This window comes from Streptomyces sp. NPDC091376 (genome assembly GCF_044757085.1).
GTDB classification, from domain to species: Bacteria; Actinomycetota; Actinomycetes; order Streptomycetales; family Streptomycetaceae; genus Streptomyces; species Streptomyces pratisoli.
The window spans coordinates 528,038-551,519 of record NZ_JBIVUF010000001.1 but is presented as its reverse complement, the minus strand read 5'-3'; the positions used below and the strand labels follow the sequence as shown (position 1 = coordinate 551,519).

The following is a 23,482-nucleotide window of genomic DNA, read 5'->3' as shown; positions in this document are numbered from 1 at the left end:
CGAAAAGACCTTAACCCGTGCGACGTCCGCCCTCTCCTCCCCGGGCCCGTGCTGGGTGGCCGTCGGCCCTGGTCGGTGTCAGTCCGGTCGCGTACGGTGAGTTTGCCTACCGGGGGGACGCCCCCCGGGCCCCTGAAAGGAGACCCCGGTGCCGGTCCTTCCTGGAGCCGAGCCGTACCGCCACGAGGGTGGCGAGATCGGCGTCCTTCTCTGTCATGGATTCACCGGTTCCCCGCAGTCGCTGCGCCCGTGGGCGGAGTATCTGGCGGCGCGGGATCTGACCGTGTCGCTGCCGCTGCTCCCCGGACACGGCACCCGCTGGCAGGACATGGCGCTCACCGGCTGGCAGGACTGGTACGCGGAGGTGGACCGGGAGCTGCGGACGCTGCGCGAGCAGTGCAGCCAGGTCTTCGTCTTCGGGCTCTCCATGGGCGGCGCGCTGACCCTGCGGCTGGCGGCCAAGCACGGCGATGCGATCAGCGGCATCGTCGTCGTCAACCCCGCGAACAAGGTGCACGGACTCTCGGCGTACGCGCTGCCCGTGGCCCGCCACTTCGTCCGGACCACGAAGGGGCTGACGAGCGACATCGCCAAGGACGGCGTGGAGGAGGTCGGCTACGACCGGGTGCCGCTGCACGCCGCGCATTCCGTGCGGAACTTCTTCCGTCTGGTCGACGGCGAGCTGCCGCAGGTCACCCAGCCGATGCTGCTGCTGCACAGCCCGCAGGACCATGTGGTGCCGCCCGCGGACTCCGCCAGGATCCTCGGCCGGGTCTCCTCGACGGACGTCCGGGAGGTCCTGCTGGAACAGAGCTACCACGTGGCGACGTTGGACCACGACGCGGAGCGGATTTTCGAGGAGAGCCACGCGTTCATCGGCCGCCTCGCTCCGAGCGTCGGCAAGAAGGGAAGCACGACAGGTGGCTGAGCAGCACGACGCGGACCGGGACCGGGATCCGGAGCCGCAGCCCATCGACGAGGAAGCCGCCTGGGCGGCGATCGTCGCCGGGTACGGAGATGAGCCGGCGGACCCGCCGGGGGCGAAGCCGTTCAAGTCGGTGGAGGACCTCGCGGGTCTTCAGAAGCCGGTGCTCAACGACCTGCCCGGGGGCCGTGGCGTCGAGGACGACGGGTCCGGCGACCACAGCGGGGACGTCGGGGACGGCGAGGAGGAGGACCGGGCGCCGAAGCGGCCGCTCGGCGGCTCGATCGTGTTCGCACCGGGTGTCGGCATGGGCGCGGGCCCGCGTGACTACCAGGTCGACGAGGCGAGCGACGACGACCTCGACGAGAGCGACGAGGGCCACTTCGTGCCGCCGGAGCCGCCGCCGCTGCCGGAGGCCGACACGACCGCGAAGTTCGCCTGGCTCGCCGTGATCGGCGGTCCGGTGCTGCTGCTGCTCGCCGTGATCCTGCAGTGGGACATGACGTGGTGGCTCACGACGCTCGGCGTCGGCGGCTTCCTCGGGGGCTTCGTCACCCTTGTGGCCCGGATGTCGCAGGGGGACGACGAGGACGACGACGATCCGGGGCGGGGCGCAGTGGTCTAGGGCTGAGGCTTCGGCCCCTGGCGCCGTCGGCCCCGGAGCGTCAGGGCGGCTGTGCCCGCACGTCGGCCCTCGCAGCGTCGGACCCGCAGCGTCGGGGCGGCTGTGCCCGCACGTCGGCCCTCGCAGCGTCGGGGCGGCGGTGCGTCGGGTCAGCCGGTGGCGGGGATCCTCAGCGCCGCCAGCACCGGGAGGTGGTCGGTGGCCGCCGCGAGATCGGCGTCCGCGACGCCCGGGAGGCCTCGTGGTACGCCGCAGCCGAGGACCTCGATGCCCTGGGTGGCGAAGATCGCGTCGATGCGCTGGTGCGGGTCGGTCGGCGTCGAGGTGTACTCGGCGCCCCACGGACTGACCGCCCAGCAGTCCTGGAGCCCGGCCGCGAGCCGCCGGAAGCCGCGCCCGTCCGGCCGGTCGTTGATGTCGCCCGCGGCGATCGCGTAGGGCACATCCATCGCGGCGAGGCGGTCCAGCAGCACCCCGGCCTGGGCGTAGCGCTCGTCGCTCTGCAGGCTCAGATGGCAGCTGAGCAGTCCGACGCGGGCGCGGCCGAAGCGTACGACGGCGGTGGCGAAGCCGCGGCGGTGCAGGCCCGGGGTGAGCGGCAGCAGCACGTCCTCGGTGCGCTCGACGGTCGCCCGCAGCGAGCACAGCAGCAGGGGCCCCGCGGCGGTGGCGCCGCCGCCCAGCATCACCAGTTCGCTCTTGGCGGCGAGGCGTGCGGCGTGCTTGCGCCAGCGGAAGAAGCGTGGGGCTTCCTGGATGAAGACGAGGTCGGGGCGGCAGGCGCGGACGACGCGGGCGAGGGCGTCCTCGTCGTCGCGCAGGGAGCGGATGTTGTAGCTGAGGGCGCGGACGACGGCTGAACCGTCGGACTCGGTGCGGGAATTGGGCAGCGGTCGCGTCTCGGACGTCACCATGCGCCACAAGATAACGGGCCCCGGCCCCCGTTGCCCGGCACGCCGCGTGGCCCGCGGCGGGCGCACACGCGGGAGCCGCAGGGGATCCGCGCCGGTCCGCCACCTCTCGAACGTCCCTACGCCCGAGGTTCGGAAGCAGCGCGCGAGGCTGGAAGTGGGGCTCCGCCGCGGATCTCGGCCGGACGGCGCTCACGTCCCGGCCGGCCCGGCAGCCGAGAACACGGCCGCAGACCCTGACCCTGAGAGCTCTCGGGGAGGCGCCGTCCGCAGAACCGCCGACACCCGGCCGGACGGACGCCGCTTCCCGGCCCGCCCGGCATCCGAGGAGAGGGCCGAAGAGCCGCGCGGCTCTGGAGGCGTCGCCTCCAGAGCCGTCAACATGCCCGCCCGCAGGGCGCAAGGGTGCGGTGGGGCGGTCAGCCCTGCCTGGCCAGGTCGGCCGCGCCGACGAGGCCCGCCTTGCCGCCCAGTTGCGCCGCGAGGACCTGCGCGTGCGGGCGCCACTGGGCGCCGATCAGCCATCGCCGGAAGGACTTGCGGATCGGGTCGAGGACCAGTTCGCCCTCGTCCGAGACTCCGCCACCGACGATGAACGCCGAGGGGTCGAAGAGCGACGCGAGGTCGGCCAGTCCCGCGCCGGCCCAGCGGGCCAGTTCGCGGAAGGAGTCGATCGCGACCTTGTCGCCCTGCCGTGCCGCGGTGCTGACGTGCTTGCCCTCGATGCCGGCGGGGGTGCCGTCGCCGAGACCGAGCAGGATCTCGGCCATCTCGGGCGTCGCCATCGCGCGCTGGCGGGCGTACCGCACGAGGGCGCGTCCGGACGCGTACTGCTCCCAGCAGCCCTGGCTGCCGCAGCCGCACAGCAGACCGTCGGGGACGACCCGGATGTGCCCGAACTCCGCGGCCACGCCGAAGCGTCCGCGGCGCAGCTTGTTGCCGATGATGATGCCGCCGCCGAGGCCGGTGCCGAGCGTGATGCAGATGACGTCGTCATGTCCCTGGCCCGCGCCGAAGCGGTACTCGCCCCACGCCGCCGCGTTCGCGTCGTTCTCGACGACGACGGGGAGGCCGACCCGCTGCTCGACCTTGTCCTTCAGCGGCTCGTGCCGCCAGTCGATGTTCGGTGCGAAGAGGACGGTGGCACGCTTGTCGTCGACGTAGCCGGCGGCGCCGATGCCGACTGCCTCGATGTCGTGTCCCTTACCGGCTCCGGTGACGGCCGCGCAGATCGCATCCACGATGCCCTCGGCGGTCGGCGGAGTGGGCACCGTGTGTGTCTCGAGAATGGTGCCCTCTTCGTCGACCACGCCGGCCGCGATCTTGGTGCCGCCGATGTCGACGCCGATGGTGAGTCCCATGTGTCCCTCAGTTTTCGGTCGAGCCCCGCTAGGGCCAACCGTACCGGAGGGAGTCCTGGCCTCAGTCCAGGTCGATCTTCTCGCTCGGACCGGGCCCCTCGTCCCGTCGGTCGTTACGGTCGGTCCCGTCCGTGCGGTGGTCCGGTCGGCCGGACGTCCCGCTCCGGGTCCAGCGGCGCTCCTGCCCTTCCACGGCGGAGCGGTACGCGGCCAGCAGCTCGTTGCCCGCGGCCGCGAGATGGTCGAAGACCTGCGGGTTGCGCTCGATGACCGGCTCCACGGCCGACTTCGCCTGGTTGATGAACTGCTGCACCGCTCCCTGCGCGGCCATGCCGAGCAGCGGGTTCTGCAGCGACGAGACCTTGTCGGCGACCGCGTCGAGGAGCTTGCGCAGTTCCTCGCCCGCGGTGCCGGTGGTCTGCCCGTGCTGTTCGCGGCGGCGGGCCCGCTCCGCCTCCAGGTCCTCGGCGCACGCCGTCGCCCATGCGTCGGCGTCGACGGCGGGACGTTCGGTGGCATCGCTCATGGCGTACTCCTAGGAAAGTTCTTCGTACGTCGACGGTACCCGAACGGCAGGGGACGGTTCAGCGGCTCCTCGACGGTCCAGCGGCCCTTCGGCGGTTCAGCGGCCCTTCGGCCACAGGCCGGGATCCGGCAGGAACCGGACCTTGAGCTCGCCCTCCCTGAGGCCGGCGCCGGTGACGGTGCAGCGGCGCAGCACGGACGGCAGCGGGAGGATCCGGCGGAACGGGCCGACGGTGACGAACAGTTCGTCGTCCCGGCGGACCAGCTGCAGCTGGTCCTTGACGGCTCCTGGCAGCGGCAGCCGCCAGACCAGCACACCGTCGTCGGCCCTGCGGTCCTCGACCGTCCAGCCCTTCACGGGGACCGGGTCGCAGGTGCGGCCGGTGGGCTCGTCGATCAGCTCGTCGAGGTCGGCGGGTTCCTGCGGGTCGTGCCCGGCGTGGGGCACCTCCTGGACCGGTATGCCGCCGAACTCCTCGCGCCACTCCTTGATCGCGCTCTGCTGCCGCCCCGAGAGCGCCGCGAGGAAGGGTTCGGCGGACCCGGTCGGCAGGATCCGGTTGGCGATCACCATGTCGAGGGCCGGGCCGTGCAGGCCAAGCCCGAGCCGGGCCGTGCGCAGGGCGCGACCGGCGGCGGCGGAGCCGGGCTCGGCCACCAGCCGTACGGACGTGTCGGGGCTCTCGACCAGCGCCTGGACGAGGGCGAGCTCCGCGTCCCAGCGGGCGGCCGTCTCGTAGAGCCACTGCGCGGGCATCGGAACGCCCGCGAGCTGGGCGAGCACGGGGCGTAGCGAGCGGGCGGCCTGGCGTTCCACGGGCAGCAGCCGCCGGAGGTAGCGCCGCAGCTGCTCGGGGAGGGCGAGCAGGGCGATCGCCTGACGTACCGGGGGAAGATCGACGACCACGAGGTCGTGGTCGCCCTCGCCGGCCGTCTTGAGGGCGCGGAGCATCGCGAACTGTTCGCTGCCCGGCAGCTCCGTGAGCTCCCCGTCCTCCAGGGGGACGGCCCCGAGCAGGTCGAGGGCGGCGTCGGCCCGCTCCTGGAAGGTGAGGAACTCGCGCCGGAAGTCGGCGTCGGAGTCCAGGCGGACGACGGTCAGACCCGGTACGCCGGCGTCGCCTTCGGCCGGGACCGGGACACCGGCCCCGGCCGAGGCCAGGACATCGGCTCCGGCCGGGACCGGGACACCGGCTCCCGCGGCCACGCCGGTTCCCGCGAGCGCGTCGGCCGGTTCGGTGGACAGCAGCAGAACCCGTTCGCCTCGCCGCGCCCCGGCGAGTGCGAGGGCGGTGGCGACGGTGGTCCGGCCGGCTCCGCCGGTGCCGGTGACGAAGACGGTGCGCATGGAGGGGGGATCAGGCCTTCGGGCCGGACTCGACGCGCTTCTTCAGACCGGCCAGCGCGCGGTCGATGATGACCTTCTCCGCCTTGCGCTTGATCATCCCGAGCATGGGGATCTTGACGTCGACGGTCAGCTGGTACGTGACCTCGGTGCGCTCGCCGCCGCCGACCGGCGCCAGTGTGTAGGAGCCGTCCAGGGCGCGCAGCATCTGGGACTTGACCAGCGTCCAGGAGACCTGGTTGTCGCCGGTCCAGGTGTAGGCAAGGGTGTGGTCGTCCTTGATCGCGCCGGCGTCGAGCACCAGTCGGACCTGGAGGGCGCGGCCCTGGTCGTCCTTCTCCAGGACCTCGGTCTCCTTCACCTCGCCGGTCCACTCCGGGTAGCGCGCGAAGTCGGAGATCACCCCCATCACATCGGCCGGTGCCGCGTCGATGGTGATGCTCGAGCTGGTGTGTTCCGCCATCGCCGGGCTCCTCCAGTGATCTCCGGACAGGGTTGCGGTCAGCAATCTATCGTGACCGGGCCCGTCACCATTCCAGGGCCCACGGCCTCCCGGTCGCCGCGAAGTGCCCGACGTTCACGCACTCGGTGGCGCCGATCCGCATGCGCCGCGCCAGCGGCTGGTGCACATGCCCGAAGAGGGAGTACCGGGGCCGGATCCGGTGGATGGCGTCGAGCAGCGCCCGGCTGCCGCGCTCGAAGCGGCGGGCGACCGTGTCGTACGTCAGCTCGGGCACCTCCGGCGGGATGTGCGTGCACAGGACGTCGACCTCGCCAAGAGCCTCGACCTTCGCCGCGTAGGCCTCGTCGGAGATCTCGAACGGCGTACGCATCGGGGAGCGCAGACCGCCGCCGACGAAGCCGAAGACGAGTCCGCCCAGCTCGACGCGCTGGCCGTCGAGGACGGTGGTGCCGGGGCGCGCGTACTCGGACCACAGGTGCGGGATGTCGACATTGCCGTAGGTGGCGTAGGTCGGGGTGGGGAACGCGGCGAACATCTCCGTGTATTGCTTGCGCACGGCGGCGAGGATCGCGGCGTCGCGGTCGAGCCCGGCCCAGAGCCGGCGGCCCAGCTCGCGGGCCTCCTCGAAGCGGCGGGCGGTGCGCAGTTCGACGATACGGTCCGCGTTCTCGACGCCGAAGAGGTCGGGGAAGATGCCGCGGGAGTGGTCGGCGTAGTCGAGGAAGAGCACCAGGTCACCGAGGCAGATCAGGGCGTCGGCCCCGTCGCCCGCGCCCGCGAGGTCCGCGGCGTTGCCGTGCACGTCACTGACCACATGAACTCGCATGGTGATCACCCTAGAGTCGTCGGGCATCGGTGGGTAGAGGAGGCCGGACCTGCGGTTACTGCCGAACCGTCCATAGGGTGGAATAGTGTTCGCCACGGTGCGGCACAGCGGTGTGACGCAGGGAACATCTGGCCGGTGCCCCTATCCGGAACCAAGTACTCATGGGTAACGTCCGGGCAGTCCCCGGTGCGTTCACACAGAGCCGTGGCGCCGGCGCCCGATGAGGAGCAGCAGTCTTGCGCGAGTTCAGCCTTCCGGCCCTGTACGAGGTCCCCACGGACGGCAATCTGACGGATCTCATCCGCCGCAACGCGACGCAGCATCCCGACGTCGCGGTCATGGGCAGAAAGGTCGCCGGTGCCTGGACCGATGTGACCGCCACACAGTTCCTCGCCGAGGTGCGCGAGGCCGCGAAGGGGCTCGTCGCCGCCGGTGTGAGCCCCGGTGACCGGGTCGCCCTGATGTCGCGCACCCGCTACGAGTGGGTGCAGCTGGACTTCGCGATCTGGAGCGCCGGCGGCGTGACCGTGCCGGTGTACGAGACCAGCTCGGCCGAGCAGGTGCAGTGGATCCTCGGCGACTCCGGTGCGGTCGCGGTGATCGTGGAGAGCCCGGCGCACGCGGCGGCCGTGGAGTCCGTACGCGAGAGCCTGCCGGCCCTCCGGCACGTCTGGCAGATCGAGGACGGCGCGATCGGTGAGCTGACCGCGGCGGGTGCGGAGGTCTCGGACGAGACGCTCGACGCGCGCGGCGCGGTCACCAAGGCCGACGACCCGGCGACGATCGTCTACACCTCGGGCACCACGGGACGCCCCAAGGGCTGTGTGCTCACGCACCGCGCGTTCTTCGCGGAGTGCGGCAACCTGGTCGAGCGGCTCAAGCCGCTGTTCCGTACCGGTGACAGCTCGGTCCTGCTCTTCCTGCCGGCCGCGCACGTCTTCGGCCGCATGGTCGAGATCGCGTCCGTGATGGCGCCGATCAAGCTCGGCTGTGTTCCGGACATCAAGAACCTCACCGACGAACTGGCGGCCTTCCGCCCGACGCTGATCCTCGGTGTGCCGCGCGTCTTCGAGAAGGTCTACAACTCGGCGCGGGCGAAGGCCCAGGCGGACGGCAAGGGCAAGATCTTCGACAAGGCCGCGAACACGGCGATCGCGTACAGCCGCGCCATCGGCACCCCGCAGGGCGCCCCGCTCGGGCTGAAGCTCAAGCACAAGGTGTTCGACCGGCTGGTGTACAGCAAGCTGCGTGCGGTGCTGGGCGGACGCGGCGAGTTCGCGGTCTCCGGCGGTGCGCCGCTGGGTGAGCGGCTCGGTCACTTCTTCCGCGGCATCGGCTTCACCGTGCTGGAGGGCTACGGCCTCACGGAGTCCTGTGCGGCGACGGCGTTCAACCCGTGGGACCGGCAGAAGATCGGTACGGTCGGGCAGCCGCTGCCGGGTTCGGTGGTGCGGATCGCCGACGACGGCGAGGTGCTGCTGCACGGCGAGCACATCTTCACCGGCTACTGGAACAACGAGGCGGCCACGGCGGAGGCCCTGGCCGACGGCTGGTTCCACACCGGTGACATCGGCACGCTCGACGAGGACGGCTATCTCGCGATCACCGGCCGGAAGAAGGAGATCCTGGTGACGGCGGGCGGCAAGAACGTCGCCCCGGCGGTCATCGAGGACCGTATCCGGGCTCACGCGCTGGTCGCGGAGTGCATGGTGGTGGGTGACGGGCGGCCGTTCGTGGGCGCGCTGGTCACGATCGACGACGAGTTCCTGGCCCGCTGGGCCGCCGACAACGGGAAGCCGGTCGGTTCGACGGCCGCTTCCCTGCGCGATGACGCGGACCTGCTGGCGGAGATCCAGCGGGCGGTGGACGAGGGCAATGCCGCGGTTTCCAAGGCGGAATCGGTGCGGAAATTCCGCATTCTCACCTCCCAGTTCACGGAGGAGGCCGGCCACATCACGCCGTCGCTGAAGCTGAAGCGGAATGTGGTGGCGAAGGACTACGCCGACGAGATCGAGGCGATCTACCGCGCGTAGTCCTCTGCCAGGACGCGGGCCATGTTGCGCTCGGCGAGCGCGGTGATGGTGACGAACGGATTGACACCGATGGAGCCCGGGATCAGGGCTCCATCGGTGACGTACACCCCGGGGGCGCCGCGCACACGGCCGTAGTCGTCGGTGGCCCTGCCGAGCACGCAGCCGCCGAGCGGGTGGTACGTGAAGTCGTCGGCGAAGGTCTTGTTGCCGCCGAACAGGTCGTACCGGTAGATGGTGGCGTTCCTGAGGTTGATGCGGTCGAAGAGCTTCTTCGCCGCGTTGACGGAGACCTGGCTCTGCGCCTGTGACCAGTCGAGTCGCGCGGAGTCGGTGGCGGCGTCGTAGGTGAAGGTGCCGCGTTCGGGGTTTCTGGTGATCGCCAGGTAGAGGCTGATCCAGTGCTCGAAGCCCATCGGGAGCGGGGCGATCTCGGCGAAGACCGGATTGGCGGTGTTGGACCGGTCGTCGATGCCCATGACGGGCATGGTCGCCTGGTTGGCGCCGACGGTGTCCCACAGGTGGTTGGCACGGGCCGTCATGACGTTGCCGTTGGTGCCCCAGCCCTTGCCGACATGCTCACTGAGGTCCGGCAGCGCGCCCGACTCCCGGGCACGCAGGAGGAGTTCGGTGGTACCGAGGCTGCCGGCGCCGAGGAAGAGCCGGGTGCAGCCGATGTCGCGGGTGGCGACGACCTTGCCGGTCGTGTCGATGCGGTCGGCGGTGACGACGTACGTGCCGTCGGGCTGTCTCCGTACGGCGCGGGCCCGTTGGAGGGTCTCGATGGTGACGTTGCCGGTGCCGAGCGCGGCGGCGAGATAGGTCTTGTCGAGGCTGCGCTTTCCGTGGTTGTTGCCGTAGATGACCTCTCCGCCGAGGGCGGACCTGACGGCCTGGCCCGCGGCTTCGCGCTGCATGTAGCCGAAGTCGTAGACGTTGGGCACGAAGGTCGTCCCGAGGCCGGTGTTGGCGGCGTGCTTGCGGGAGATCCGGGTGAAGCGGTACCACTCGGTGGACTCGAACCACGCCGGGTCGATGGTGTTGACGCCCAGCATCCGGCGGGCGCGCGGGAAGTACGTGTCGTACATCGCGGTCGCGTCGACGGCCGGCAGCACCTCGGTGAAGTACGCGCGTTCCGGGGTGACGGCCATGCCGCCGTTGACGAGTGACCCGCCGCCGAGGCCACGCCCCACGTACACGGACATGTTGGCGAAGCGGACGCGGTCGAGGACACCGGGGTAGGGGCTGATGTCCTTGTTGACGACGTCGAGCCAGAGGAACTGGGCGAGCGGGGCCTCGGTGCGGGTGCGGAACCACATGGATCGGTGGTCCGGGGCGCCGGTGGTGCAGAACAGCTTTCCGTCGGGGCCCGGGGTGTCCCAGAGCCGGCCCATCTCGAGGACGAGGGTGGGGATTCCGGCCTCGCCGAGGCGAAGTGCGGTGACGGCGGCGCCGTATCCGGAGCCGATGACGAGAGCGGGGGTGTGGTCGGTGGCCTGCGCGGCCCGGGATCTCTGCGCGGCCTGTGCGGGGGTGGCCGTGATGCGCGTGAGGCCGAGCGCGGCGGCGGTCTGGAGGGCGCCGAGACCCAGTAAGTGACGGCGCGTCAGATTTGGTGTCATGATGCGCAGCATGTGCGGACTTTTCGGTTCCGCCTATACACCGCGGGAAGCTTTCTTCGCGGGCACGCAAGAGTGCCGATTCCGCCAGGGCCGGGCGAGGGGGCTCGCAGTGCGCGCACGACGGAGGTCCGGGCGCCGGTCCCCGGAACGCGCCTCAGGGTTGTCCTGGCTTCCCCGGTGGCCATCGCCCCGAAGCAGTGGGCGCGTCCTTCGTCGGCGGCGCCTGGCAGGGGTGTCCGGTGGGTCGGGCGCGAGCCCGGCAGGACCCGCCGGACCCCCTAGAGCAGCGCCCTGAGACGGTCCGCCAGGAGGTCCCAGCGCCAGCGCTCCTCGACCCACTCACGGCCCCGCTCCCCCATGCGCCGGCGCAGGGCCGGGTCTTGGAGCAGGGTCACGATCCGGTCCGCCGAGTCCCCGGGCGAGCCACCCCGTACGACCCACCCCGTCTCGCCGTCGAGCACGGCATCCGGTGCGCCGCCGGAGTCGCCCGCGACGACCGGGAGGCCGGTGGCCGAGGCCTCCAGATAGACGATGCCGAGGCCCTCCACGTCCAGCCCCCCGCGCCGCGTACGGCACGGCATGGCGAAGACGTCACCGGCGCCGTAGTGCGCGGGCAGTTCCTCCCAGGGCACGGAGCCGGTGAACCGCACGGACGCGGCCACCCCCGTCGCCTCGGCGAGCTTGCGCAGGTCGTTCTCGTACGGCCCGCCGCCGACGATCAGCAGTACCGCGTCCGGCACCTCGGCCAGGATCGCGGGCATCGCCAGGATCAGCGTGTCCTGGCCCTTGCGCGGCACCAGCCGGGAGACGCAGACGACCACCGGGCGGTCGGTGAGCCCGAGCCGCTCGCGGACCGTGTCCCCGCCCGAGCCCGGGTGGAAGGTCTTCTCGTCGACGCCCGGCGGCAGTTGCACCATCCGTCCGGCCGCCTCGGGCGTCAGCGCCGCGGCGATCCGCGAGCGCGTGTACTCACCGAGGTAGGTGATCGTGTCCGTGCCCTCGCCGATCCGGCGCAGCAGCTGCCGGGACCCGGGCAGCTGCGCCCAGCCCGCCTCGTGCCCGTGCGTGGTCGCGACGAGCCGCCGGGCTCCCGCCCTGCGCAGCGCGGGTGCCATCAGCCCGAGCGGCGCGGCGGCCCCGAACCACACCGACGTACAGCCGTGCTCCCGCAGCAGTCCCACCGCCCGCCGGGTGACGCGCGGCGTCGGCAGCAGCATGGTGGTGCGGTCGCGGACCACCGTGAAGGGCTGCTCGGCGTCGAACTCGGCCGTCGCCTCGACGCCCTCGCGGCCGCGCTTCCAGGTGGACGCGTAGACGACGAGCTGCTCGGGGTCCAGGCGCAGCGCCATGTTGTGCAGGAACGCCTGGATGCCGCCGGGGCGCGGCGGGAAGTCGTTGGTCACGATCAGGGTCTTCTCCATCGCCGCCGACAGTACCAACGGCGGCCGAGCCTCTTCGCGCGCGTACGGCCCTACCGGGCATCATGACAGTTCGGGGCGTACGGGAACGGATCGGGATGAGGTGGCCATGAAGGGTGCGGTCGGTACGGGCCTGTCCGTCCTGGCCTGGGCCCTCACCAGGACCCTGGTGCTGCTCTGGGTCCTGAAGGTCCTCGTCGTCCGGGGCCCGGATGTGACCAGCGACGTCGCGGTGATCTACCAGGGCTGGTACGAGGTCCTGAGGACCGGCACGTACCCGGTGGACGATGTCACCTGGCAGTATCCGCCCGCCGCCGCCCTGGCGATCCTCTCCCCCGCCCTGCTGCCCTTCCTGGACTACGTCTCCGCCTTCTTCGTGCTCGCGCTGGTCTGCGACGCGGCAGTGCTCGGGCTCCTGCTGTACGCGGGGCGGCGGCCCGGGAAGTCGACGCGGGGGGCCTGGGCGTGGGTCGCGGGGGTCCCGCTGCTCGGTCCGACCGCCTACGCCCGTTACGACCTGATGGTGACGGCGGTCGCGGTCGCGGCCCTGTTCGCGGCCGCGCGCCGGCCGCGGCTCGCAGGGGCGCTGGCCGGGTTCGGCGCGCTGCTGAAGGTGTGGCCGGTGCTGGTGCTGGCCGGGATGCGCAAGGGCCGTTCCTGGATCGCGGCGGCGGTGACGGGGGCCGGTCTGCTGCTGGTGTTCGCGGCGGCGATGCCCGGGGCGCTGGCGTTCCTCGGTTTCCAGCGGGACCGGGGCACGGAGGTCGAGTCGCTGGGCGCGCTGGTCTTCCATGTGGCCCGGCATGCCGGCTGGGACGGCCAGGTGCTGCTCAACTACGGCTCGGTCGAGTTCCTGGGACCGTACGTGCCGCAGGTCAGCGCGACGGCGCTCGGGCTGTCGGTGGTGGCCTTCGCCTGGCTGGCGGCATGGCGGCTGCGGGCCAGGCGGTTCACGGCCGCCACCACGGCCGACGCGGCGTTCACGGCGGTGCTGCTGTTCACGATCACGAGCCGGGTGATCAGCCCGCAGTACATGATCTGGCTGGTGGGTCTGGCCGCGGTCTGCCTCGCGTTCCGGTCGAGCCGGATGGCGGTGCCAGGATGCCTGGTGCTGGCGGCCACGGGGCTCACGTTCCTCGGGTTCCCCGTCTGGTTCGACCTCGTGGTGGCGAGCGACGCGAGGGGCATCGCCGTGCTGGCGGCGCGCAACGGTCTGCTCGTCGTGGCCGCGCTCATGGCCTGCCGGCGGCTGTGGACGAGCACGGTCCCCCGGCCCGCGGAACCCGCACGGCGACGGGGCCGCCGGGCGCTGCCCGCTCAGCCCGCCCGCGACAAGGAGCCCGTCGAGCCCTGACACCGACGCGTCCCCGGCCACCGGAACAGCGGGGCGAGCGCCCACGCCCGCACCTCCGGCATACGGGCCCGTCCGACGGAGCGACCGCGGGCGGAGGCACCGGCCGGCGGCGGGGCTCAGGTTCGCCACGGCGGCTCACGGCACAGGCGGCTCGGGTCAGAGGCGGCCCACGGCAGGCGCGGCGGCCCAGATCCGGCTCGGCGGCTCAGGTCAGAGGCGGCGGCCCAGGTCAGGCCCGACAGCTCACGGCACAGGCGCCACAGATCCGGCCCGACAGCTCACGTCACAGGCGGCCCAGTTCCGGCCCGACAGCTCACGTCACAGGCGGCCCAGTTCCGGCCCGACAGCTCAGGTCAGGCGTGCGCGTACGTACTCGCGCCAGTCCGCCGTGAAGGCCTCCACGCTCGTGCCGAGCACCTTGTTCAGCGCGGATTCGAGCGCGGACTCCCGCGCGCCCTCGCGCGGCTCCGCGTCGCCCACCGCGCGGTAGAGGGCCCGCAGCCGGTCCTCGCCCCATCGCTCGGCGATGAACTCGCAGGCCAGCCAGCCGCTCCCGTAGGCACGGCCCAGCGCCTCCGCGTCGGCGCCGAAGGCGAAGTCGGCGTCGGCGGGGAGGCGGGCGGGCGGATCGCCGCGGCGGACCGCCCGCTGGAGCTCCGGGGCGGCCTCGGCGGCCGTGCGGCCGGTCCCGCGGTAGGCGGCCCAGTCGGCGAAGCCCTCGGAGAGCCACACCGGCGTGGTGGCGGAGGTGTGCGCCCTGGTCGCCACGTGCGCGGTCTCGTGTGTGAGGACGACACGGCGGCCGACCTCGCCGAGCACTCCGTACGCCTCCGGGTTGACGATCACCCGGTCGGCCCGGACCGCCGCGCTCCCCCCGGTCTCGCCCGTGGTGACCGCCGCGATGCCCCGGTACCCCTCGGCCGGCGCCCCCAGCAGCCGTCCCATCGCGTCCAGTGACGCCGGCACCAGGACCACCACCCGTCCCGCCCAGTGCTCGGGCCACGCCGCCGACACCGCGGGCACGGCGCGATCGGCGTCCGCCGCGATCTCCCGCAGCCGCGCCGGGCGCTGGCCGACGCCGAGGACCAGGCTGCGGGCGCTCCGCACCACCTCGATGTCACCCTGCTGCCAGAGGTGCTGGCCTTCGCCGCGACCGGGGCGGTCGGCCGTGACGTACCAGCGGCCGCCCCGCTCGGTCAGGTCCAGGCTGCGGTCGGCGGTCACGGGCGCGCTGTCGTACCCGTCGAACCGGTAGCGCAGTTCGGCCTCGACCGTGGCCCGGTCACCGGAGCGCCGTACATCGGTGAGCCGGTACTCCCAGGAGCGCAGCGGTACGTCGGCGAGGCTGGCGAGCTCGTTTCGCCCGGCCTCCCGCAGCTGTCGCGCCGCGGGGTCGAGAGCGGCCAGATAGCCGTCCTCGTCGTGCCGGAGGACCGCCGCGGCCCGGGCGTCGAGCGTCCGCTGGATGTCATGGCCCGCGGTGTCCGGCCCCTCGGGATCCGTGCAGCCGCCCGTCAGGAGCAGCCCGGCGGCGACGAGCGACGCCGCACGTCGTCCCGCCGTCCGCCCGAAGAACCCCTGACCGGCCACCCTGCCGATCGTATGCGAGCGGGCCGGACGGGACGGAGAGCGACAGTCGGGCACTCAGGGACGCGTCACCGAGGCGATCGGCATCATGCCGACGGGGTCGTAGCGCACCCCGGCCCCCGGATAGGGCGCGTGGACGACCTGGCCGTTGCCGACGTACATGGCGACATGGCTGGCGTCGGAGCGGTAGGTGACGAGGTCGCCGGGCCTGGCCTGCGACAGCGGCACCTGCAGTCCGGCGTACCGCTGCGCCTGGGAGGTGCGCGGCAGTCCGACGCCGGCCTGCGCGTAGGACCACTGGGTGAGCCCGGAGCAGTCGAAGCCGTGCGGGCCGTTCGCGCCCCAGACGTAGGGCCTGCCGACCACGCTCTGCGCGGCGGCCACGGCCGCGGCCGCGCGCGCGGACGCCGGACCCGCGCCGCCCGACAGGTCCGGCATGGCCCGGCCGGAGCGCGACGCCCGGTCGTAGGCCTCCCGCTCCGTCCTCGGAAGGGAGTTCAGCAGCCGCTGGGTCTGAGCGAGCTTGGCCTCGATCGTGCGTTTGTGGCGGGCCAGGGCGGACCGGGTGCGTTCGAGCTCGGCCAGTTTCCGGGTGGCCTCGGACCGCTCCTGGCCGAGCCTGCGCTGGGCCCGCCGGAGCTCCTGAACGGCCTCCGCCTCGCGTTCGCTCAGCCGGTCGAGCACCGCGGCCTTGTCGAGATACGTGTCGGGGTTCCCGGAGAGCAGGAGGGCGAGGGCGGGATCCACCCCGCCGGAGCGGTATTGGGCGCCGGCCACCGAACCGAGCGTGCTGCGCATCCGGTTGATGTGCTCCTGGCCGCGTGCCGCCCTGTCCTGTGCTCGGGCCACCTCCCCGCGGAGTTCGTCCGCGTGCTCCTCCGCCTGGTTGTACTGCTCCGTGGCCTTCTCGGCCTGCTCGTACAGCCGGTCGACCTTGGCCCGGGTCGACTCGGGGCTGTCGGCCGGGTCGGCGCCGGCCGGTGCGCTGCCGAGGGCGGCCGCGGCGGTCGCCGCCGCGGCTGAAAGGAGGGTGACCCGGGCACCCCGGTTGAAACCGGACGCTGAGGGTCGGCGATGGGACGCCACAGGAGCCGTACTCCCTTCCGCTGGACGCAGCCTGAGCGGCTGCTGCGCGGCAGACAGTAACGGCGGGGACACGGACCGGCCAAAAGCGGCAATGGGCGCAAACAGTGACGCCCCGACGGAGACCACAGGTCACCGGCGGGGCGTACCGTCAGCGGACGATGCCGTAATTCGCCCGAATGGGCGCCGCTTGGGAGGGCGTCGGGTCCGTCAGATCCGGACGCCGAACTGGAAGGTGCCCATGTAGTCCATCGACTCGTAGCGGACGGAGGCACCCGGCTTCGGGGCGTGCAGGATCTGGTTGTTGCCCGCGTACAGACCCACGTGCGAAAGGCCGTTGAAGAAGACCAGGTCGCCGGGCTTGAGCTGGCTGCGGCCTATCCTCACGCCGTCGTTCTGCTGCGTGTAGGTGGTCCGGGAGATACCGACACCGGCCTGGCGGTACGACCACTGCGTCAGCCCGGAGCAGTCGTAGGAGTTCGGGCCCTCGGCGCCGGAGACGTACGGCTTGCCGATCTGGGTCGCGGCGGCGTTGAGAGCGGCGGCGCCACGCTGGGAGGCCGGAACCTCGTTGCCCAGGTCGACGCGGTCACCCGCGGCGCGGCTGGCGCGCTGCTCCTCCTCCTGCATCTTCGCCCGCTCCGCGGCGGTCAGGGTGTTGAGGAGCTTCTGGGCGTCGGCGAGCTTGCCCTGGAACTTCTTCTTCTTCTCGCCCAGCGTCTTGCGGACGTCCTCGAGGTCACCGAGCTTGCGGGCGGCCTCGGCGCGCTCCTGGGCGAGGGTGCGCTGCTTGGACTGGATGTTCTCCAGCGCGGCGGTCTGCTTGGCCCCGAGCTGGTCCATCGCGGACGCCTTGTCGAGGTAGGTGTCCGGGTCACCGGAGAGGAAGAGCTGGACGGACGGGTCGATACCGCCGGAGCGGTACTGGGCGCTCGCCACCGAACCGAGGCTGTCCCGCAGGGTGTTGAGCTCGTCCTGACCGCGGGCGACCTTGTCCTGGATCGCGCCGATCTCCTTCTGGAGCTTGGTCTGCTGCTCCTTGGCCCCGTTGTACTCCTCGGTGGCCTTCTCCGCCTCGTGGTAGAGGGCGTCGACCTTCGCCTTGACCTCGTCCTTGCTCGGCTTCGCCGGTGCGGCCTGCGCGGCCTGGGAGGTGAGGGCGACGGCCGCTGCGGCGGTCGCGGTGAGCACGGTCACACGGGTGCGGCTCGGCTGCTTGGGTCGACGGTGGGACGCCACGAAGGCGAGCTCCTTCTTCCTCAGCCGCCTGCCGGGCTGTGGGGGGTTGAATCCCCGGCTCACGCCTGCCCAGCACCCCCGCGTAAATCGGGCTGAACTACGTGAAATCGGCGGTTCCTTCACTGTCATCCCGGATGGACGATCAACCGTGCGAAGGTTCGAGGCCTGACCCTAGTGACCTTCCTGTGATCAGTTCAAATCCTCATCAGAAAAATCTGGCCCACGAAGCGCATTCTTTACACACATCACACAGGCAGTAGCGATGACTTGACGGTACGTTCCGTGAAATCGGGCATTAAGCCCAGGAGTTACGAGACGTACTAGACGCGCGAAAGCCGCTTCAGCAACATTGCGGACGGGACGGGCCGGGCTCCCGCCTTGGCGACTCCGTCGGCGACCTCACGGTCGGTCGAGACCACGACGACGGGACGGCCGGGCGGCTCGGCCCGGACGAGCTGGCGGATGAGCTCGTCCGCGGTCACCCCCGGCTTGGAGAACAGCACCCGCACCCCGCGCGGCGGCGCCAGCAGCACCGGAGCCGCCAGCTCCGCCCCGTCGAAGACACAGGTGATCTCGGCGCCCGTCTGCGCGGCGAGCATCGCCAGACCGCCGAGCAGCCGCAGCCGCTGCTTCTCCAGCGGCATCGTCGGATAGCCGGTCTTGGTGACGTTGTAGCCGTCCACGAGGAGATGCACCTGGGGCAGTGCGAGCAGCTGGTCCAGCAGCGCCGGGTCGGTCTCGGACAGCGCCCGCGCCGCGATGTCCTTCGGGGTCATACGGCCAGGCTCGACCGCGTCGACGGTGTCGGCGGGATGCAGGGAGACCGGAGGCAGGGCCAGTTCACGGCGCAGCCCCGAGGCCGCGTCCAGCACGGTGTCCAGCAGCAACCGCACCCGCATGTCCTCGATCGAGCGGCCCTCCCGGGAGGCCCTGCGGCCCGCCTCCACCGCGGCCTCCGCCTCACCGAGCCTGGCCTTGAGCCGGCGCGCCTCGCTCTCGGCCGCGGACACCTGGGCGTGCGCCTCGGCCTTGGCGGTCTCGGCCTCGGCGCTGGTGCGGCGCACCGCGGCCTCGCCGCGCTTCACATCGCTCTGGGCGCTGCGCAGCTTGCGGTGAAGCGATTCGGCTTCCTTGCGGGCGGCGTCCAGCTCGGTGCGCAACCGCTCGGTCTCGGCCCTGGTCTGCGCCTTCAGCCGGTCGAGTTCCTCGCGGAGCCGCTCCAGCTCGCGCCGGCTCTCCTCGTCGGCGCGCTCGGCGTCCGCGCGCTGGGCCTCCTCGCCCGCGGCGGCCACCAGCTTCACCCAGCCGGCCGGGCGCAGCACATAGGCGGCCGCGGCCACGTCGACGGGGTCCGCGGCGGCGGGCGCGGTCCCCGTCTCCAGCGCACCGGTCAGCTCCGGCTGCGACTCCCGCAGCCGTTCGCCGATGCGCTGCCGGAACAGCGGGTCACCCTCCAGGGCCGCGGCCATGGCGTTGCCCGCGAACTTCGCGCGGCGCGTCGGGGTGAAGCGGGCGTACTGCCTCAACTGGGTGGGCAGTTCGTTGACGGTCAGCCCGCCGAAGGCGTCCGAGACCAGGGCGACGACACGTCGCCGTACACCTTCCGGCAGCGGGCGGTCGAGCGCCTCTGCGGCGTCGCCGGCACCGGCCGGCCCGGCGCCGCTGTCAGGCTGCTCCACAATCCGTCACCCCACCGTTCCTCCGTACGGGTCCGCACGGCTCCGCTCAGGAGCCGCTGCCCGGCCTGTCCACCAGCTCGATCTGATCCACGGCGTTGCACCAGCGGCAGCGGACCGACTCGATGGTCTCACTGACCACCTCGCGCTCCTCCACCTTGGGCTCGCCCGCCAGGTCCAGATGGACGTACTCGACGACCTTGGACGAACGGGTCACGTCGAAGCGGGTCAGGTTGCCGCACAGGGTGCAGCGCCACCGGGTGCCGGCAGTCGGCATGGGTACCGTCGTCATCGTGCCGTCCTCGTCTCTTCGTGCGTACTGCCCGTAACCCTACGACCTCACCGGTCCGCCGTGACACGGCGAGGCAGTCTGCCCCCTTCGGTCCCGGTACGCCATGCTCTGGTCATGATCGATCGGTGGACAGCGGCGAGGAGCGCGTTGAGAGGTCCCTCCGTGACCTACGGAGTGATCGGTCTGTGCGGTCTGCTCTTCGTCATCGGCCCGGTCTCCGGGCTCAACCCGTCCTACGGCACCGGGGACACTCTGCTCGCCGCGCAGACCGTCCACTTCGAACGCTGGGGCGTCATCCCGAGCGAGCTGCTGCGCGGCTCCCCCCGGGCCCTCCTCACCCCGCTCACCGCGCTCTTCGTGCACGGAAGCTGGCTCCATCTGCTGGGCAACATGCTGTTCCTCTACGTGTTCGGGGCGATGGCCGAGGAACGCATGGGGCACGGGCAGTTCGCCCTCTTCTACGTCGGCTGCGGCTACCTCGCGCTCGTCGCCTACGCGGCGGCCAACGCGGATTCGGACCACACACTGGTCGGGGGGTCCGGAGCGATCTCGGGAGTGCTCGGCGCTTTCCTGTGCCTCTTCCCGAGGACACGGGTGACCAGCCTCTACCCCTTCCTGTTCTTCCTGCCGCTGCGCTTCCCCGCGTGGATCGTGCTGATCTTCTGGTTCGCACTGCAGTGGCTGGCGGAGGCCCAGAGCACGTCGACGGGTCCCGGGGTGGCGTATCTGGCGCATCTGGTGGGGTTCGGGATCGGGTTCCTCTACGCGTGGGGCCGTTTCCGGCAGGCGGCTAGAGTGAAAGCCCAAGCAGCGGCCACCGAGGGAGAAGGACAGCCGTGATCACCGCGATCGTGCTCATCAAGACCAGCGTGGACCGCATTCCCGAGATCGCCGAATCGATCGCCGCTCTGGACAGCGTCAGTGAGGTCTTCTCGGTCACCGGTACGTACGACCTGATCGCCATGGTCCGCGTCGCCAAGCACGACGACCTGGCCGACGTCATCCCGGGCAGCATCAGCAAGATCCCGGGCGTCGAGGCGACGGACACGCACGTCGCGTTCCGCACATACTCCCAGCACGACCTGGAGGCGGCATTCGCGATCGGCCTCGACGCGTAGGCGCGTCCGGCTCGCCCTCGGGCCGGGCTCCTGCCCGGCCACGCGCCGGTCCGGCCCGGCGCGAAGCGCTCGGCCGCGCCGGCGATTCCTCGCCGAAGCGGCCGAGCGCGCCATGAGGATGTTCCCGCCGGGGACCCGTCCTTCGTCGCCGCCGGCTCAGACCGCGGGCACGCAACGGCCGTCCTCGGTGCGGTAGTTCCACTTCGCACCGTCGCGCACGAGCTCCGTCACCGCCCGCACGAACCGCTCGACGTGCTCGTCCGGCGTACCTGCCCCGAAGCTCACCCGGATCGCGTTCAGCGACCTCTCCCCCGGCTCGGCCTCCGGCGCGCCGCACTCGCCCACGTCCTGCGGGTCGCTGCCGAGCAGGGTGCGGACCAGCGGGTGGGCGCAGAACAGCCCGTCGCGTACGCCGATGCCGTACTCGGCCGACAGAGCGGCGGCGAAGTGGGAACTGTTCCAGCCCTCGACCACGAAGGAGATGACGCCGACCCGGGTGGGGCTCCCCCCGGCGGAACGCGAGGGGGACTCGTCGCCGAACAGCGACAGCACCTTGACCTCGGGCACCTCGGCGAGGCCCTCGCGGACCTTCGCGACGAGGTGCTGCTCGCGCGCGACGAGCGTGGCGAAGCCGGCGTCCGTCAGCGCCTTGCAGGCGGAGGCGATGGAGTAGACGCCGATGACGTTCGGCGAGCCGGCCTCGTGGCGGGCGGCGGTGCTGTGCCATTCGACGTCCACCCCGCCGTCCGTGCGCCGTGCGACCTTCCGTGAGGCGCCGCCGCCCGCGAGGTACGGCTCCGCGTCCTGCAGCCAGTCAGCGCGTCCGGCGAGGACCCCGGAGCCGAAGGGCGCATACAGCTTGTGCCCGGAGAAGGCGACCCAGTCGACGTCCAACTCCTGCACCGAGACCGGGTGGTGGGGGGCGAGCTGCGCGGCGTCGAGGACGACGCGGGCGCCGTGGGCGTGCGCGGCGGCTGTCAGCTCCCGTACCGGCCACAGCTCACCGGTCACGTTGGACGCGCCCGTCACACAGACCAGCGCGGGGCCGTAGGGGTCGCGGTCGGCGAGCGACGTCTCCAGGGTCCGCACCGCCTCCCCGGGCGTGCGCGGCGCGTTGAGGTAGGTGACGCGGGCGTCCCTCCACGGCAGCAGGGAGGCGTGGTGCTCCGTCTCGAAGACGAAGACCTGGCAGTCGGCGGGGAGCGCGGCGGCCAGCAGGTTCAGCGAGTCGGTCGTGGAGCGGGTGAACACGACCTGGTCGTCGTCCCGGCAGTCCAGGAACTCGTGGACCGTCGCCCGGCTGTTCTCGAACAGGTCGGTGGACAGCTGCGAGAGGTATCCGGCGCCGCGGTGCACGCTGCCGTAGTAGGGGGCGTACGCGGCGACGTCGTCCCACACGCGCTGCAGCGTCGGTGCGCTCGCCGCGTAGTCGAGGGCGGCGTACGTGACCTCGCCACCGGTCACGAGCGGGACGGTGACGTCCCGGCCGAGTACCGGCAGCGGGGCGGCACAGCAGGCGTCGGGGTCGGTGACGGTGACGGCGGCGGACGTGGCGACGGCGGGGACAGGAGCGATGACGGCGGGGGCGGTGTCGGGGCGCACGGACATGGCGGTATCTCCCGGGAGGAAAGGGCGAAATGGCTGTGGAGAACCCGTACGGCGGCTGAACTGCCGCTCCGCATACGGGTGTTGCCTCGACGCACGGCGTGACGGCACGTACGGAGGTGAGAGAAGAGGGGCCGAGGGGCCCTAGCGCATTCGCTTGCTCACGAGACAGCTCCCTTGAGGACCAGGACCCCAGGGGCAGGGGTCCGCGCTTGCCGTAGACCTCGCTGCCTACGACCTGGTCTTCACCCGGGGCACCCCGCCACGGACGGAGGGTTGCCGGACAGCGGGCCGGGGCCGTAGTCGCTGTCACTCATGACCTTGAGGAGAATCCTGCCACAGGTTCCGGAGCGCGCAAGGCGCAGTCCGTCATCCGGACTGCGCCCTGCGCCACATCGGTCGGCGTCTAGCGATTGCTCGCCGCCACCCAGCGGTCCAGCGCCCGCTTCGCCGCGCCCGAGTCGATGGACTCCGCCGCCTGCGCCATGCCGGACCTGAGCCGGTCCACCAGGTCGCCCTCGCCGTCACCCAGCGCGGCGAGCGCCGCCGCCGAGTTCAGCAGCACCGCGTCCCGCGCCGGCCCGGTCTCACCGGCGAGCAGTCTGCGGGCCACATCCGCGTTGTACGAGGCGTCCGCGCCGCGCAGTGCCTCCACCGGGACCAGCTCGATACCGACGTCCCGCGGGTCGAAGGCCTCCTCACGCACCGCACCGTCGCGCACCACCCACACCCGGGAGGTCGCGGTCGTGGTGAGCTCGTCGAGTCCGTCGTCCCCGCGGAAGACCAGCGCGCTGGAGCCGCGCTCGGCCAGCACCCCGGCCATGATCGGCGCCATCCGGGCGTCGGCGACACCGGTGGCCTGCGCCTTGACCCGTGCGGGGTTGGTCAGCGGACCCAGGAAGTTGAACGTCGTACGGATACCGAGTTCCTTGCGCGCCGCCGCCACATGCCGCAGGGCGGGGTGGAACTTCACGGCGAAGCAGAAGGTGATCCCCGCTTCCTCGGCGACCTCCGCGACCCGCTGCGGCGTCAGCTCCAGATTGACGCCGAGCTTCTCCAGGACGTCGGAGGCTCCGCTCGCGCTGGACGCCGCACGGTTGCCGTGCTTGACGACCTTCGCGCCGGTGCCGGCGACGACGATCGCGGACATCGTCGAGATGTTGACGGTCTTGGCGCCGTCGCCGCCCGTGCCCACGATGTCGACGGTCGCCCCGGGTACCTCGATCGTCCTGGCGTGCTCGTACATCGTCCGTACGAGCCCGGCGATCTCCTCGACGGTCTCCCCCTTGGCGCGCAGGGCGACGGCGAATCCCGCGATCTGCGCGTCGGTGGCCTCGCCCCGCAGGATCCGGTCCATCGCCCAGGCGGTGGCGTCCGCGCTCTGGTCGCGTCCGTACAGCAGGGAGTCCAGTACCGCGGGCCAGGAACGGCCCGCCGCGGTAGTACCTCCTGCGGGGGTCACAGCGCTCATGGCCGC

The 23,482-nt window shown here is 72.0% G+C and carries 21 protein-coding genes and 1 riboswitch; of the genes, 6 read left to right on the top strand and 15 right to left on the bottom strand.

Annotated features, from left to right (window positions below; translation table 11 throughout):
• Positions 1–148 precede the first annotated feature (148 nt).
• Positions 149–928, top strand: a complete 780-nt coding sequence (locus ACIQMR_RS02420; protein WP_401381911.1) for an alpha/beta hydrolase — start codon at positions 149–151, stop codon at positions 926–928.
• Positions 921–1,550 carry a hypothetical protein gene (locus ACIQMR_RS02415; protein ID WP_401381909.1) on the top strand — a complete coding sequence of 210 codons (630 nt, stop codon included), beginning with the start codon at positions 921–923 and terminating at the stop codon, positions 1,548–1,550. The genes ACIQMR_RS02420 and ACIQMR_RS02415 overlap by 8 nt, the downstream gene beginning before the upstream one ends.
• Positions 1,551–1,699: 149 nt before the next feature.
• On the opposite strand, the gene ACIQMR_RS02410 is transcribed toward ACIQMR_RS02415, so the two are convergent.
• The 6 genes from ACIQMR_RS02410 to ACIQMR_RS02385 form a co-directional block, all read right to left on the bottom strand.
• Positions 1,700–2,464, bottom strand: coding sequence for an endonuclease/exonuclease/phosphatase family protein (locus tag ACIQMR_RS02410; protein ID WP_401381906.1), 765 nt, complete (start codon positions 2,462–2,464; stop codon positions 1,700–1,702).
• Positions 2,465–2,880: 416 nt separating this feature from the next.
• Positions 2,881–3,822, bottom strand: coding sequence for an ROK family glucokinase (locus tag ACIQMR_RS02405; RefSeq protein ID WP_401381903.1), 942 nt, complete (start codon positions 3,820–3,822; stop codon positions 2,881–2,883).
• A gap of 61 nt (positions 3,823–3,883) precedes the next feature.
• A complete protein-coding gene (locus ACIQMR_RS02400) occupies positions 3,884–4,348 on the bottom strand; it encodes a DUF5304 domain-containing protein (RefSeq protein WP_401381900.1) in 465 nt (154 codons plus the stop codon).
• Between the two features lie 96 nt (positions 4,349–4,444).
• Positions 4,445–5,695 (bottom strand): ArsA family ATPase, encoded by a 1,251-nt coding sequence (locus ACIQMR_RS02395; RefSeq protein WP_401381898.1) that lies wholly within the window; start codon positions 5,693–5,695, stop codon positions 4,445–4,447.
• A gap of 10 nt (positions 5,696–5,705) precedes the next feature.
• Positions 5,706–6,155 (bottom strand): SRPBCC family protein, encoded by a 450-nt coding sequence (locus ACIQMR_RS02390; RefSeq protein WP_385475467.1) that lies wholly within the window; start codon positions 6,153–6,155, stop codon positions 5,706–5,708.
• Positions 6,156–6,219: 64 nt separating this feature from the next.
• Positions 6,220–6,981 (bottom strand): metallophosphoesterase, encoded by a 762-nt coding sequence (locus ACIQMR_RS02385; protein ID WP_401381896.1) that lies wholly within the window; start codon positions 6,979–6,981, stop codon positions 6,220–6,222.
• A 236-nt stretch (positions 6,982–7,217) separates the two neighbouring features.
• Between ACIQMR_RS02385 and ACIQMR_RS02380 the strand changes: the two genes are divergently transcribed.
• Positions 7,218–9,014: an AMP-dependent synthetase/ligase gene (locus ACIQMR_RS02380; RefSeq protein ID WP_401381894.1), complete on the top strand. Its 1,797-nt coding sequence runs from the start codon at positions 7,218–7,220 to the stop codon at positions 9,012–9,014.
• On the opposite strand, the gene ACIQMR_RS02375 is transcribed toward ACIQMR_RS02380, so the two are convergent.
• Entirely contained in the window at positions 9,002–10,633 is a 1,632-nt protein-coding gene (locus tag ACIQMR_RS02375) for a GMC oxidoreductase (RefSeq protein WP_401381892.1), read from the bottom strand. The genes ACIQMR_RS02380 and ACIQMR_RS02375 overlap by 13 nt on opposite strands.
• A gap of 278 nt (positions 10,634–10,911) precedes the next feature.
• Positions 10,912–12,054 carry a glycosyltransferase family 4 protein gene (locus tag ACIQMR_RS02370; protein ID WP_401381890.1) on the bottom strand — a complete coding sequence of 381 codons (1,143 nt, stop codon included), beginning with the start codon at positions 12,052–12,054 and terminating at the stop codon, positions 10,912–10,914.
• A 106-nt stretch (positions 12,055–12,160) separates the two neighbouring features.
• Between ACIQMR_RS02370 and ACIQMR_RS02365 the strand changes: the two genes are divergently transcribed.
• A complete protein-coding gene (locus tag ACIQMR_RS02365; protein WP_401381887.1) occupies positions 12,161–13,405 on the top strand; it encodes a glycosyltransferase 87 family protein in 1,245 nt (414 codons plus the stop codon).
• A 348-nt stretch (positions 13,406–13,753) separates the two neighbouring features.
• On the opposite strand, the gene ACIQMR_RS02360 is transcribed toward ACIQMR_RS02365, so the two are convergent.
• The 5 genes from ACIQMR_RS02360 to ACIQMR_RS02340 form a co-directional block, all read right to left on the bottom strand.
• A complete protein-coding gene (locus ACIQMR_RS02360) occupies positions 13,754–14,995 on the bottom strand; it encodes a hypothetical protein (RefSeq protein WP_401381884.1) in 1,242 nt (413 codons plus the stop codon).
• A 54-nt stretch (positions 14,996–15,049) separates the two neighbouring features.
• Positions 15,050–16,078 (bottom strand): NlpC/P60 family protein, encoded by a 1,029-nt coding sequence (locus ACIQMR_RS02355; protein ID WP_401381881.1) that lies wholly within the window; start codon positions 16,076–16,078, stop codon positions 15,050–15,052.
• A 207-nt stretch (positions 16,079–16,285) separates the two neighbouring features.
• The gene (locus tag ACIQMR_RS02350) at positions 16,286–17,314 is read right to left on the bottom strand and encodes an NlpC/P60 family protein (protein WP_401381879.1); all 1,029 of its coding nucleotides are present in this window, start codon (positions 17,312–17,314) and stop codon (positions 16,286–16,288) included.
• 320 nt (positions 17,315–17,634) lie between these two features.
• On the bottom strand, positions 17,635–18,993 hold the full coding sequence (locus tag ACIQMR_RS02345) for an NYN domain-containing protein (RefSeq protein ID WP_401381877.1): 1,359 nt from the start codon (positions 18,991–18,993) through the stop codon (positions 17,635–17,637).
• A 46-nt stretch (positions 18,994–19,039) separates the two neighbouring features.
• Positions 19,040–19,282 (bottom strand): hypothetical protein, encoded by a 243-nt coding sequence (locus ACIQMR_RS02340; RefSeq protein WP_401381875.1) that lies wholly within the window; start codon positions 19,280–19,282, stop codon positions 19,040–19,042.
• Between the two features lie 114 nt (positions 19,283–19,396).
• Between ACIQMR_RS02340 and ACIQMR_RS02335 the strand changes: the two genes are divergently transcribed.
• The gene (locus ACIQMR_RS02335; protein ID WP_401381872.1) at positions 19,397–20,122 is read left to right on the top strand and encodes a rhomboid family intramembrane serine protease; all 726 of its coding nucleotides are present in this window, start codon (positions 19,397–19,399) and stop codon (positions 20,120–20,122) included.
• Positions 20,119–20,400 (top strand): Lrp/AsnC ligand binding domain-containing protein, encoded by a 282-nt coding sequence (locus tag ACIQMR_RS02330; RefSeq protein WP_328401570.1) that lies wholly within the window; start codon positions 20,119–20,121, stop codon positions 20,398–20,400. Before ACIQMR_RS02335 ends, ACIQMR_RS02330 begins: the two co-directional genes overlap by 4 nt.
• 156 nt (positions 20,401–20,556) lie before the next feature.
• On the opposite strand, the gene ACIQMR_RS02325 is transcribed toward ACIQMR_RS02330, so the two are convergent.
• Both ACIQMR_RS02325 and trpD read right to left on the bottom strand, forming a co-directional pair.
• Positions 20,557–22,008 carry an aminotransferase class V-fold PLP-dependent enzyme gene (locus ACIQMR_RS02325; protein WP_401381870.1) on the bottom strand — a complete coding sequence of 484 codons (1,452 nt, stop codon included), beginning with the start codon at positions 22,006–22,008 and terminating at the stop codon, positions 20,557–20,559.
• A gap of 200 nt (positions 22,009–22,208) precedes the next feature.
• A riboswitch (SAM riboswitch) is annotated at positions 22,209–22,326 on the bottom strand.
• Positions 22,327–22,411: 85 nt separating this feature from the next.
• Positions 22,412–23,476, bottom strand: coding sequence for an anthranilate phosphoribosyltransferase (trpD, locus tag ACIQMR_RS02320; RefSeq protein WP_401381867.1), 1,065 nt, complete (start codon positions 23,474–23,476; stop codon positions 22,412–22,414).
• Positions 23,477–23,482 lie beyond the last annotated feature (6 nt).

What these genes read in the sequence shown, in the direction of transcription:
- ACIQMR_RS02365 (WP_401381887.1), top strand. Translation starts at nt 12,161, where the DNA reads ATGAAGGGTGCGGTCGGTACGGGCCTGTCCGTCCTGGCCTGGGCCCTC.
- ACIQMR_RS02325 (WP_401381870.1), bottom strand. Translation starts at nt 22,008, where the DNA reads ATGTCCGTGCGCCCCGACACCGCCCCCGCCGTCATCGCTCCTGTCCCC.
- ACIQMR_RS02375 (WP_401381892.1), bottom strand. Translation starts at nt 10,633, where the DNA reads ATGACACCAAATCTGACGCGCCGTCACTTACTGGGTCTCGGCGCCCTC.
- ACIQMR_RS02370 (WP_401381890.1), bottom strand. Translation starts at nt 12,054, where the DNA reads ATGGAGAAGACCCTGATCGTGACCAACGACTTCCCGCCGCGCCCCGGC.
- trpD (WP_401381867.1), bottom strand. Translation starts at nt 23,476, where the DNA reads ATGAGCGCTGTGACCCCCGCAGGAGGTACTACCGCGGCGGGCCGTTCC.
- ACIQMR_RS02410 (WP_401381906.1), bottom strand. Translation starts at nt 2,464, where the DNA reads ATGGTGACGTCCGAGACGCGACCGCTGCCCAATTCCCGCACCGAGTCC.
- ACIQMR_RS02400 (WP_401381900.1), bottom strand. Translation starts at nt 4,348, where the DNA reads ATGAGCGATGCCACCGAACGTCCCGCCGTCGACGCCGACGCATGGGCG.
- ACIQMR_RS02395 (WP_401381898.1), bottom strand. Translation starts at nt 5,695, where the DNA reads ATGCGCACCGTCTTCGTCACCGGCACCGGCGGAGCCGGCCGGACCACC.
- ACIQMR_RS02390 (WP_385475467.1), bottom strand. Translation starts at nt 6,155, where the DNA reads ATGGCGGAACACACCAGCTCGAGCATCACCATCGACGCGGCACCGGCC.
- ACIQMR_RS02405 (WP_401381903.1), bottom strand. Translation starts at nt 3,822, where the DNA reads ATGGGACTCACCATCGGCGTCGACATCGGCGGCACCAAGATCGCGGCC.
- ACIQMR_RS02340 (WP_401381875.1), bottom strand. Translation starts at nt 19,282, where the DNA reads ATGACGACGGTACCCATGCCGACTGCCGGCACCCGGTGGCGCTGCACC.
- ACIQMR_RS02385 (WP_401381896.1), bottom strand. Translation starts at nt 6,981, where the DNA reads ATGCGAGTTCATGTGGTCAGTGACGTGCACGGCAACGCCGCGGACCTC.
- ACIQMR_RS02335 (WP_401381872.1), top strand. Translation starts at nt 19,397, where the DNA reads ATGATCGATCGGTGGACAGCGGCGAGGAGCGCGTTGAGAGGTCCCTCC.